The sequence below is a fragment of the uncultured Campylobacter sp. genome (assembly GCF_947255105.1).
GTDB lineage: Bacteria > Campylobacterota > Campylobacteria > Campylobacterales > Campylobacteraceae > Campylobacter_B.
In genome coordinates this window covers 22,617-34,270 of sequence record NZ_CAMYFP010000012.1, presented here as the reverse complement: position 1 = coordinate 34,270, position 11,654 = coordinate 22,617, and the positions used below count along the sequence as shown (strand labels likewise).

Genomic DNA, 11,654 nt, shown 5'->3' with positions numbered 1-11,654 from the left:
AGATTCTGCTTCCTCTTCATTGAAAGAGATTGACCCGACTTAAGGGGATTGAAACTAGCTACCATAGTAACCAATGAGATTCTGCTTCCTCTTCATTGAAAGAGATTGACCCGACTTAAGGGGATTGAAACAAATAGAGTTGCTACTTCTGGCAACACCATGTCAGATTGAAAGAGATTGACCCGACTTAAGGGGATTGAAACATTTCTTGAGACCGATTTGAACCAACTGTCCTAAACATTGAAAGAGATTGACCCGACTTAAGGGGATTGAAACGATTTGAACCAATGTCTGCTGTATTTTCTACAGCACATTGAAAGAGATTGACCCGACTTAAGGGGATTGAAACTATTTACTACCAAGTATTGCATAGTGTCTACTATAAGCATTGAAAGAGATTGACCCGACTTAAGGGGATTGAAACTAACTGCTTGATATGGTGCAAGTACTTTTTCTTTAATTGAAAGAGATTGACCCGACTTAAGGGGATTGAAACAAATTATCGCAGTGATTAAATCGATTATTTCACTGGCTATTAAAAGAGATTGACCCGACTTAAGGGGATTGAAACCAAGATGACATCGAGTTAGCTGATGAGAAAAAGTTCTAAATAAAAAGAGATTGACCCGATTAGGGGGATTGAAACTACTAACCTGTCTATCTTAATATGCTTTCGCAATAATTAAGATTAAAAGAGATTGACCCGATTTAAGGGGACTAAAAAGTTCTTTGAAAAAGTGCTGCTCTCTTTTGGTAAGGCTGTTATGAAAAAAGATTAAATTTGTCTATATTGGTAAGCTAGCTGCATAGGGCAAAAGATACAAAACTTGGCTTGTTTTGCCTTAATTTAAATTGATTTTAAATACTTTCTTAGTAAGTTTTTTAAATACTCATTTAGGTCATTTGGGGCAATGACTTTGATAAGTGGGATAAATTGTAAGATAAATGGCATGATTTCATAGTAGTTTGAGACTTTTAAATGTACTTCGCTCTCATCTTGCTTGTGGATTATTGCTTGCGTTTTTAGTGGAATTCTTTCTAAAAATTTTAAAATAGAGTTATCAACCAAAAGCTCAACTATAAAACCTTGGCTATCTATATCAAACCAGATTGAGTTGGCATTTTTAAGTTTTGCCTCGATATCTTTTGTATTTGTAAATCTTTCATTTAAAATATTTAAGTTTTTTATACTTTTTAGATGAAACTTTTTAAATTTATCATCTTTATTTGTATCCAAACAAAGCAGATACCAAAAACCATCAAAATTTGCAATTTTAAGTGGTTTGACTTTGAATTTATAGTCATTGTAAGTAAAATTTATCATCTCTTTATTCTCAATAGCAGAGGCCAAGCTTTTAAAAAACTCCAGGTCGTTACTATCTAAATTTTCGTTTTTTAGCTGTATGAAAAAAGCATCTTTATACTCTTTATTGATCTCTTTAAATAGACCTTTTGATTTTTGATAAATTTCATACCCTTGATTTTGGGTGAAGTTTTTTACAAGGCTAAAAACAACATCATTTTCATCTTTTTTTAGATCTGTTATGATGTAAATTTTATTGTTTAGCTTTATATTTATCCCATCATCTTTTAAAATTTTTATATATCTTGCGATAGTTCTTTTGTCTTTATTAAATATTTTGCATAGATGATTCTCGCTAACTGGGGATTTTGTAAGTAGTTCATAAATTTTTGCTACTTTTTCTAAAGTTGCTTGCGTTGCCATTTTTATCCTTTTTAAGATGATGACAAAAAAATGTCTTTGAAAAGCTCTATAATTTTATCATAAATTTATCAAGGAGGGCTTTATGAGTTATTATCAAAAGATTATAAGATTAATGGAACTTAGAGTAGCTGTTCATTTGGATACTATTTTAAAACTAATGGATGGTAGAGTGGCTGTTTTATATGAGTATTTGGATAAAAATATAAAGCTTGAAAAAGATCAAATTCCTCTGATTTTAAACAAACTAAAAGAAAAACTTGAAATTTATGAAAAAGAGTTTAAGATAGATGAAGATGATATTTTGGAAAAAAATCTAAATTTCTTGCAAAATACCTTAAGTCTTACAAACACGCAGGTAAATATCATTAGAATGGGTGCTGTTGTGTTAAATTATAACTCTTGTATATTGGATCAAATGACATCATCTTATAAAAGCGAGTTAGAAATTTATACCTTTTTTTCTAGGATATTAAACGAGCCAATAGAAAATATAAAAGAGGCATTTGAGTTAAAAAATTCTTTTAGATATATGGTAAAACTTTATGGTGGTTCTGGATACCGTGCAAATATAATCGATACAAAGGATGATTTTTTAAAATATCTGCTTGTTGAAAACGGCATATATAAGTTTATCAAATACTACACTTATGAGTTATCTTCTAGCAATCTTAAATTTAGTGATTTTGACCATATAAAGCAAGATTTAGCTGTTTTAATCCCATATTTAAAATACTCCATTGAAAATGAGCTTAAAGGGGTGAATATTTTGTTTTATGGAAAGCCAGGTGTTGGAAAAAGCGAAATTTGCTCACTAATAGCAAACAAATGCAATGTTTTGGGGCTTGGCATAAAATCATATTTTGATGATTATAATATTCTTTATTCTATGGCAAGGATATCAAGTATAGATTTTATATCAAATTTCGTTAGCAAAGAGACAATTTTTATCTACGATGAGGCTGAGGATATTTTTAGTCTTAACTCCCGCGACAAACAAGACAATAAAGCTTTTGTAAATTATGCTCTTGAAAACAATAAAAGAGTTGTTATTTACATCACAAATGATGTTGGATGTATCGATGAGGCTATTTTGAGAAGATTTGACTTCATAATGGAGTTTAAAGATATTCCTAAAAATCAAAAACTAAAAATCATCAATAAATACTCCAAAAACTTAGTAGATGATAAAACAAAAGAGCTTTTTAGCGGCTCACCCGATCTACAACCAGCTACTATTGCTAAGGTTAGCAAAGTCATAGAAACTCTAAATTTAAAAGATGCTTCAAATGAGTTTAAGCTTCTTACAAACAATACTCTCAATGCTTTTGGATATGGTAAAATGGAGTTTAAAAAAGAGATAACATACACTCCTAAAGAGTATGATATCACACTTTTAAACTCTGATTATGATCTTGAAAACCTAGCCAATAAAATAAAAAATGATGTAAGAATTTGTCTTTATGGACCAAGTGGAAGTGGTAAAAGCGCCTATGCTTTTTATCTGGCTGACAGGCTTAAAAAAGAGCTTATTATAAAGACTGGAAGTGATCTATTGTCACCTTATATCGGCGAGAGTGAAAAAAATATAAAAAATGCCTTTTTACTAGCCAAACAAAAAGATGCGATTTTACTAATCGATGAGATAGAGGGCTTTTTATTTAGTAGAAATAGGGCTACCAAAAGCTGGGAACTAACTATGGTAAATGAGTTTTTAACCTCAATGCAAAGTTTTAATGGCATTTTTATATCAACTTCGAATTTGTTTGAACTAATAGACAGTGCGGTTTTAAGAAGATTTGATTTTATGGTGGAGTTAAGGCCTTTAAATTTCATACAAGCTAAAGATATCTTTCAAAATAGATGTGAAAATTTAGGCTTTAAGCCAAAAGAGGAGCTTTTAAACTCATTTTTAGAGCTAAGCAATATAACAATTGGTGATTTTGAATCAGTAAAAAGAAGTATGAAATTTTTAAATGTAAATAGCGCAGATGAGTATTTTGACCTCTTAAAACAGAGATGTTTGTTAAAGACAAAAGCTAACTTTCAAAATGTATAATCACAGATAAATTTTAAATTTAAGGAGAGTGGGATGGAGAATATCTTAAATAACATAGGCGAAATGAGCATGAAAGATATTTATAGCAAAAATATAAAAATTCCATTTTATCAAAGACCATATAAATGGAAACTTGAGAATGTAAGATATCTTTGTGAAGATATAAAAGATGGTTTTTTAAAAAATAATAAATATCTTTTAGGAAATATAATTTTACATGAGGAAAATGATGAATTAAATATTGTTGATGGGCAACAACGCCTTACTACAATAGCTTTGATATTAAAAAGTTTGAAGAAAAAGATAAATTTGCTAGAAAATATAAACATAAACTCAAACGAGGCTTTAAAAAGAAATTATAGTTTTATAGAAAGCTATTTTTCAAATTTTGAAAGAAAAGGTGATCTTATAGAATTTATTTTAAATAACCTAGTGGTGACCTATATAAAAACTAAAGACCTAGATGAGGCTTTTAAGTTTTTTGATACACAAAACTCTCGTGGCAAAAAGCTTGATGATGTTGATTTGCTAAAAAATCACCATTTTATGCATTTGGGCGATATGGATATTTCCATACAAAAGCAGATTGCAAAAGAGTGGAAAAAGTATAGTTATAATTTTGAGTGGTATGGTTCAAATTCTTTATTGAAATGTGTTATAAACGATCTATTTATTTTAAGGTCAATGTTTGATGATAGGAATTTTTATTTTGATGTTTGGATAAATTATGACAACTCGGTTTTGAATGAGTTTAAAACTCAGATAAAAGGTGAAAATTTAAATTTACGGGATTTTAAATTTAGCTCAAACATAGTTGGTGGAATGATGTTTTTTGACTATACTTTTAAATATGCTCGTATTTATGAAATCATACAACCAAAATCCTATATTTTTGATAAGAAATGGCTTTTAAATCAAGCAATGATAATGCTTTTACTAGTTTATGTGGATAAATTTGGCTTTGATGAAAATTTTGAAAAATTTTATGAGAATGTTTTTGTCTATTTGTTTGCTACATTATCTATAAAATCAAGTGATGGCTTGATGTCTGTTAGGTATAATGGCTATTATTTAAAGAAAAACACAAAAGATATTTTTAATAAAATTTTAAGTAGCGATTATAGTTTTTATCTAATTGAAAGATTGGAAAATGATTTGAAATTTAATTTTCCTAATGATGGTGAAAATAGAGATTATGATAAAGGCGTCAGCTATGTTTTAAATGAGAAATTAAAAAATAAAATTGAAAAAATCTCTTTTGGAAAAATACAAATTAAAAATTAAAAATAAAAGGATAAAAAATGAGCGAATTGATAAATCAATACAACCTAGATAAGTTGCAAGAACAAAATTTTAGTTTTAAAATACCATTTTTTCAAAGAGAGTATTCTTGGGATGGGGAAGATGTTGAAAATTTGATAAATGATGCTTTAGGACACTCTTTAGATGAAAATGATGTTTCAAATTTAGACGATGAAAGTTCTTACTATATAGGAAATATCGTTGTTAAAGAGCAAAAAGATGGCGAACTTATGCTAATAGATGGACAGCAACGCCTTATGACTCTGTATTTGCTAGCTAAATTTACTGGCTTGAAATTTTATAAAATTGGATATTTGGTAGATGATGAGGATAATGAAAATTTAAAAAATATTGATTTTAAAAATCCAAATTTTAAAATGCAAAGTTTAAACGAAATTTGCAAATTTATATTTAGACAATATAAACAAGATAGTGATAAAGCACAAATACAAAAAATGCTTAAAAAAGTTTATTTTACAATGACTACATTAGATGAAAATATGGATGAAAAGCACTATTTTGAAGCTATAAATTTAAATAAAATGCAACTTGGAAAAAGTGATATCTTAAAAGCTCTGTTTTTAAATAAAGCCGATAAGTGCAAGAGAGAAAATTTAGCAAAAATTTGGGAAAAATGTGAAAATATGGAGAGATATTATAATGGAAATTTAAATAATATTAGCTCAATTGAGCAAGTCTCAATAAATCATATTTTAGATAATCTTGGCGCAGATAAAAAGGAAAGTAAAGAGAATAGCCCAGATAATAATGAGGTTTTAGAAGTAAAAAGCATAGTTGATTTTGAGGAGTTTTTGGCAATCGTGGCTAAAATTTTAAATGAAAAAATGCCACTTGACCCTGAAAATCTTATAAAAAATTTCAAACAACATATTTTTGATACAAATTTAAATGAGAATTTTATTACCAAACTTGAGCAATATAGAAAGCTTTTTGATAAATATGTTTTTAAAAGAGGCTTAGAAAATTCATATCTTATTGATAAAAAAGAGGTATCGAACAAACCTTATCTTATGATACAACTTTTGTTTGAAGTTCAAAGCAGCAATGAGTGGCTAGTAAAATATCTAGAAAAGTGCGAAACTTTGGGTGATGTAAACAAACATATTGGTAAATTGGAAGAAATCGACAAAAAAAGAATGCAAGCTTTGATAAAAGATAAAAACTTAGAAAACTTATTAGATCAAGGAACTGACACTCCTCACTATTTTTTCTACAAGCTTGACTATCTTTTGTGGAAAAATTTTGATAACTATTTTAAAGATGAGAAATATCAAACTGTAAAAGAAAGATATTATTTAACAAGACTAAATTCAATTGAGCATATACAGCCACAAAGTAAACGCAATGAAAATGGTTTTAATGAAGATACAATACATAATTTTGGAAATTTAGCTTTAATTTCTGGTGGTAGAAATTCATCTTTGAGCGGACAAACTGTTGTTAAGAAAAAAGTAGACATACAAGACTGGATAGATGGCAAACAAAGAGCTCAAAGCTTAAAAATGATACTAGCTTTAGATAGTGTTAGCATCGAAGATCCGTGGGATTTTGAAAAGGCAAAAAATCACGGTGATGAGATGAAAGAATTATTATTTAAAGATTTAGAAAATAAAAACTAACAATAATCTATCCTAGTTTTTCTAGGATAGATTAAATTTCACCTCTCCAAATACTTTAAAAAATTGGACTCCAATCTTCTTTGTAAAATTTGTAAAGTTATATTAGAGCTCATTGAACATACTTGTGAGACTGAGTATCTACTTTCTTTTAGCATTTCAGCAAGAAGCCCTATTTCTTTTTGACATAGCCAATGAAGATCTGTTTGATATACTCCATGTTTTGCTACAATATTTCCATTTCTAAAATCTTTTGGATTTTTAGGAACTCTAGGAGTTAAATTTATAAATTTATACTGCTCTTTTAAATCAAAATAATCATCATATAGATCATTTGTATTGTAAAATCTTTTACGATTTTCATCATTCATCTCCTCTCTCCAGTTTTCATTATGTGCATATTCTATCTTTAGATGAGCAAGTGTTATTGGTATAGAGATAGATAAAAACAGGATCATTTTAGGATTTATAAACTCCATTGTCTTTTCATCATCAAAAAGCCCATCAAGACTTACTAAATGACTTACATCATTTTTTACAATCTCATCATAAATTTTTATTTTTAACTCATAAATTTCTTTATAGGTCCTGAAATTTAGAGCATTATTTGCTTTTGTCCACTCATGCATATCTGAAATAGAACGAAATTTAGCTAAATTTTGCATTATATATCCTTTTTAAAAATTTCATTTATTAGATTAAAATCCTCTTTTGTGTATCCATATATCACAACTCTACACTTTATATTTGCACTATTGTTTTTAATAAAATGTTTTTTATATAAATTTATCACATTTTTTTTATTAAGTCCGCCAATGCCGCACCCAATTAGAGGAATTCCAAGCTTAATATCAAATTTGCCATATTTTAAAATTTCATTATCAATATTGTTTAGAATATTTTTAATAACATCTAAATTTGGATATTTTGGGAGATTTTTAAATGTATAGTTTAAAACAGCTGCATGAAAAATATGAGTGAAATTTTCGTTGTTTGATATGGTTTTTAGAACTTCACCTGGTTTTAAAGAGCTATTTTTTAGTTTTTCTTGTATCAAACATTCAAGCTCTCCACCGCCACATCTACAAAAAAATGCTCTTGAAACACCGCTTCCAAGCAGCATTAGAGTATTTGATGGATTTACTAAAATATCAGCTTTTTCATCAAGTAAATCACCACGCTTTATACTAATTTCATAAGAGATCATTTAACCCTCCTTTTTGGTCTATGATAGATGATTTTTAAGACATTTTTATGTCTTTTTGTAAGAGGGATAAAATCAGCAGAATTTGAGTTTATGCAACTATCATCTTTCATGGCTACAAAAAACAGCTATAAGACAAATTTGGTTTTGCAAAAAGAAGTGGAATGAGAGGCGGTTTTAGTCAATTTATAAGCAAGAGTTTCATAAACAAATAAAAAACGCGCAGATATCTCACCACGCGTTTTTGCAATTTAATTTAGCCTAAATATATAGACAAAATTTTTGCCATCTTCTCTTGAAGTGATATAAAACATATCATCTCTAATGGCAAGAGCAGTGGCGTCTTTGACTCCGCTAAAGCCATAGACATCTACTATTGTGCGAGTTCTTGGGTCAAGCTTTAAGATGGTTGAATACCTAATTGACAATAGATAAATAAACTCATCTTTTGCGTCCATTCCTGTGATGTAATAGTCGCTCAAATCTCTTTTATCTTTTATCTTTAAGCTTTTATCAAATGTTGGTAAAAACTCGCTTGAGAGCATATTGTCCTCGCTGTTAAAACTTGCGATACTCCAATAATTTTTGATATCGTCAGGAACTGTAGCTATAAAAAACTCTTTATAAAAATCGCTATAATCCCAAGATAAGATGTATTGTTGCTTTGCTCTTACGGTTGAATATCTATCTTTAAAGTCAAGCGTAAAGTCCTCATAGCCCTTATAAAGATATCGCCACGCTAAATTTGCCTCTTTTTTATCTTGATTTGGTGTTAGTTTGAAAAAGGTGTAAGTTTTGTTGTAGCTCATAATGCCAATTGAGTCATTAAAATAACTAGCTGCTACACCATCTTCCAACTGAATAATCCAGTCTTTTGTGCTTTTTAAATATCCTTTTTGTTTTTTGAAATTTTCATCCATTAAAAAAAGTTCCAAATCTTTCGTAGCAAGCAAAAATTCGTCATCTTTGTAGTCAAGTCCCAAAACAGGCGATTTTGTATCTAAATTTAGCTCTATTTTATCGACTTTGATAAGCTCTTTTACATTTTCAACTGCGCCTTTGTTAAAGTCAAGCTCAAAATCATGTGCAAAACTTACAACGCAAAGCGCCAATATAATTTTTAAAATTTTCATATGAACTCCTAATTAGGTAAATAAGGCAAGTTTGGATTCCAGTCGCTTCGATAGTCAATCTCAGTTTCATACCAGTGATCTAGCTCCCAAAACCACTTTGATGGATCAAAAGTCATTCTTGAAGGTGTCGCTGAAGCAAGGTACGGCGGAATTCCAGCAGTTACAAATGATTGAACTAAGTTAAATCCCATCACAACTACAAAAACAATAACGGCGATTTTTCCCATTAAAAACTCTGGCAAAACCCTACCATAAGCTCCCTTTTCGCTTTTATCTATGATAGAACCAACATTTTTCCCAAGTAACAAAATGACTCCCAAAAATAAAAAGACACAAAAATGCACAACAACGACCCAAAACTGTGTATGAGCACCCAAAATCTCAAGTCCAAATCCCTGTTTGATGTCTAAATATCCACCATAAGTTCCATCTAGACTATAGTGCACAAATCCATCATAAAGCCCTAGGCACGCAAGAAACAAAAGACTTGCAAGATATCTCATTTTGCAACCATAGCGAACGATTAAAATCGCCATAAATGAAATTGCAACCATGCAAAATCTCTCATGCCAACACATAATGCAAGGGCTATCGCCCATTCCAAAGCCCAAAACAATGCACGCAATTCCAACAGGAAGTGCTACAAGCAAAAGCCCAGCAAGTGCAAAAAGATTAAAAAATAATTTTTCATCATCGCCCCAAGTTTCGGGGATATTTTGATATTTACTCATCTTTTTCTCCTAAAAATTGCCCATTGGTAAAACTGTAAATTTATTAACATATGCCATCATGAAGATCAAAATAAAAATTCCAGCATATGTAAAATAAAAGACTCGATTTTTTTTCTCAGGCTTTAGCCAAAGAAACAGACCGGCTAAGAAAAACATTAGCACCATTAAAAATTCCATGACGCATCCTTTGTAAGAATTATGTAACAGATTATACATCGTTTTTTAAAAATTACAACTTAATAATAATGATTATCTTTAAAATTTTATTTTACATATCTCTTAAATAAAAATGTATTTATATTGCAATCATTATCATCATTGGTGTAGTTTTTACCTATTTTTTAAAACTATTCTATAAATTTACTTTTCTTTATGATAGGTGGCTTTTAAGACATTTTTGTCTCTTTTTGTAAGAGGGATAAAATTAGCAGAATTTGAGTTTATACAACTATCATCTTTAATTTTAAATTCATTTTTCTATCCATCTAAATTTCAATAAAAAAATTAATTATTGTGTTATAATTTTCATTATCATAAAAGGAGTGTATTATGAACAGATACAAATTTTTTCGTCAGTTTCATATCTATTTGAGTCTATTTTTTCTACCAGTTGCTTTGCTTTATGCAGTTAGTGGGCTTGCTTATATCTTTGGCGCCAATCAAGACTTTATGGCTACAAAAAACAGCTATAAAACAAATTTGGTTTTGCAAAAAGGAGCAGAGCAAGAGGTGGTTTTGCAATTTTTAAAAGAGCAAAATATAAAAATTCCAAGCGATGTAAATCTCAAAAAAGACAAAAAGCAAGGCGGGCTTACTATGGGAACTGCAAGCTATAGCATAAATGTCAAGCAGGCAAAAGATGAGCTTGTTGTAACTACTACAAAAAGAAGTTTTTTGGGCAACATCATCATGCTTCACAAAGACAAAACTGGTTGGTATTTTAGGATTTTATCGATAAGTTTTGGCTTTTCTTTAATGCTTTTTTATCTCTCTGGTTTGATGATAACTTTCTTTGCCAATAAAAAAGAGCGAAAAGCACAGCTCTTAGTTATTGCTGCTGGCATTTTTGCATGTGTGGTTTTGGGCTATATTAGTCTTTAAATTTGGGCTGTTTTTATAAGTTTAAGTAGTTTAAATTTCAAATAGGTTTTTAGATAATGGCGATTAAAAAGTTTTAAAAGAGCTGCTGTGTTGTGGCTAAAAGATAGTTTGTTTTATAACAATGACAAAGGGCTTTTAACATTTGAGGATGATGTAAAAGTAGCTTAAATTTGAGTAATGATAGCAGTTTTGACTTCAAAACAAAGAGATAAAAGTGGTTGGATTGTTGTTTAAATATGCTATGTGAGGCTTGCGAAACCCACTTGCTTTTCAAATGGGTTCGCAATAGTAGCTTGCTACCTCAATAAAGGATTTGAGCCACCACCTGCTGCTTTATATTTTTTGACAACGGTGCCTTTTTTGTTAAATTCAAAGATAGTTGTCTCGCTGACGTTAGAGCCAAGGTGTCTTATCTTTGTAAATGGATAATACCAAATTTCACCATTTTTAGTCTCTTTTTTGTTGAGTGGATAGCCGACAATCTTTTCAACATCAGTCATTTTACTCTTGCCTTCAACTATCTGATCCATTTTTGTTGTTGTGACCTCTACTCCCTCTGTATAGGCACCAACATCTTGTAACTTAGCACAACCCGTGAAAAGTAGGGCAGCAGCAAACAGTGAAGCTAAAACTGATTTTTTCATAATTTCTCCTAATAAAGTTTTATTAAAGTTAAAAACTTACTTTAATACTAGATTATAACAGGATTTTACAAAATAGAGAATATCTTTGAAATTTAAATTGCGATTTGTTTTCAAAAATAG

11 protein-coding genes and 1 CRISPR repeat array are annotated in these 11,654 nt (G+C 29.7%); of the genes, 5 read left to right on the top strand and 6 right to left on the bottom strand.

Annotation, left to right across the window (positions count from 1 at the left end):
* Positions 1-22: 22 nt before the first annotated feature.
* Positions 23-724: direct repeats of the CRISPR family, unit length 33 nt; unit sequence AAAGAGATTGACCCGACTTAAGGGGATTGAAAC.
* 123 nt (positions 725-847) lie between these two features.
* A complete protein-coding gene (locus Q0X52_RS06705; protein ID WP_297576336.1) occupies positions 848-1,726 on the bottom strand; it encodes a WYL domain-containing protein in 879 nt (292 codons plus the stop codon).
* A gap of 82 nt (positions 1,727-1,808) precedes the next feature.
* Between Q0X52_RS06705 and Q0X52_RS06700 the strand changes: the two genes are divergently transcribed.
* The 3 genes from Q0X52_RS06700 to Q0X52_RS06690 are packed head-to-tail and all read left to right on the top strand — an operon-like array spanning position 1,809 to position 6,724.
* Positions 1,809-3,782 carry an AAA family ATPase gene (locus tag Q0X52_RS06700; protein ID WP_297576334.1) on the top strand — a complete coding sequence of 658 codons (1,974 nt, stop codon included), beginning with the start codon at positions 1,809-1,811 and terminating at the stop codon, positions 3,780-3,782.
* Positions 3,783-3,815: 33 nt separating this feature from the next.
* Complete coding sequence (locus Q0X52_RS06695; RefSeq protein WP_297576332.1) at positions 3,816-5,066, top strand: DUF262 domain-containing protein; 1,251 nt, start codon at positions 3,816-3,818, stop codon at positions 5,064-5,066.
* A gap of 17 nt (positions 5,067-5,083) precedes the next feature.
* The gene (locus Q0X52_RS06690) at positions 5,084-6,724 is read left to right on the top strand and encodes a DUF262 domain-containing protein (RefSeq protein WP_297576330.1); all 1,641 of its coding nucleotides are present in this window, start codon (positions 5,084-5,086) and stop codon (positions 6,722-6,724) included.
* Positions 6,725-6,762: 38 nt separating this feature from the next.
* Here Q0X52_RS06690 and Q0X52_RS06685 read toward each other — a convergent pair whose 3' ends face one another.
* Both Q0X52_RS06685 and Q0X52_RS06680 read right to left on the bottom strand, forming a co-directional pair.
* Positions 6,763-7,386 (bottom strand): hypothetical protein, encoded by a 624-nt coding sequence (locus tag Q0X52_RS06685; protein WP_297576328.1) that lies wholly within the window; start codon positions 7,384-7,386, stop codon positions 6,763-6,765.
* On the bottom strand, positions 7,386-7,928 hold the full coding sequence (locus Q0X52_RS06680) for a macro domain-containing protein (protein WP_297576326.1): 543 nt from the start codon (positions 7,926-7,928) through the stop codon (positions 7,386-7,388). Before Q0X52_RS06680 ends, Q0X52_RS06685 begins: the two co-directional genes overlap by 1 nt.
* Positions 7,929-7,955: 27 nt before the next feature.
* On the opposite strand from Q0X52_RS06680, the gene Q0X52_RS06675 reads away from it, so the two are divergent.
* Positions 7,956-8,093 carry a hypothetical protein gene (locus tag Q0X52_RS06675; protein WP_297576324.1) on the top strand — a complete coding sequence of 46 codons (138 nt, stop codon included), beginning with the start codon at positions 7,956-7,958 and terminating at the stop codon, positions 8,091-8,093.
* 83 nt (positions 8,094-8,176) lie between these two features.
* Here Q0X52_RS06675 and Q0X52_RS06670 read toward each other — a convergent pair whose 3' ends face one another.
* Positions 8,177-9,058 carry a hypothetical protein gene (locus Q0X52_RS06670; RefSeq protein WP_297576322.1) on the bottom strand — a complete coding sequence of 294 codons (882 nt, stop codon included), beginning with the start codon at positions 9,056-9,058 and terminating at the stop codon, positions 8,177-8,179.
* Positions 9,059-9,066: 8 nt separating this feature from the next.
* Positions 9,067-9,789 carry a disulfide bond formation protein B gene (locus Q0X52_RS06665; RefSeq protein ID WP_297576320.1) on the bottom strand — a complete coding sequence of 241 codons (723 nt, stop codon included), beginning with the start codon at positions 9,787-9,789 and terminating at the stop codon, positions 9,067-9,069.
* A 549-nt stretch (positions 9,790-10,338) separates the two neighbouring features.
* On the opposite strand from Q0X52_RS06665, the gene Q0X52_RS06660 reads away from it, so the two are divergent.
* Positions 10,339-10,890 (top strand): PepSY domain-containing protein, encoded by a 552-nt coding sequence (locus Q0X52_RS06660; protein WP_297576318.1) that lies wholly within the window; start codon positions 10,339-10,341, stop codon positions 10,888-10,890.
* Positions 10,891-11,186: 296 nt separating this feature from the next.
* Here Q0X52_RS06660 and bamE read toward each other — a convergent pair whose 3' ends face one another.
* The gene (gene bamE / locus Q0X52_RS06655; protein WP_297576316.1) at positions 11,187-11,534 is read right to left on the bottom strand and encodes an outer membrane protein assembly factor BamE; all 348 of its coding nucleotides are present in this window, start codon (positions 11,532-11,534) and stop codon (positions 11,187-11,189) included.
* Between the last annotated feature and the right edge of the window lie 120 nt (positions 11,535-11,654).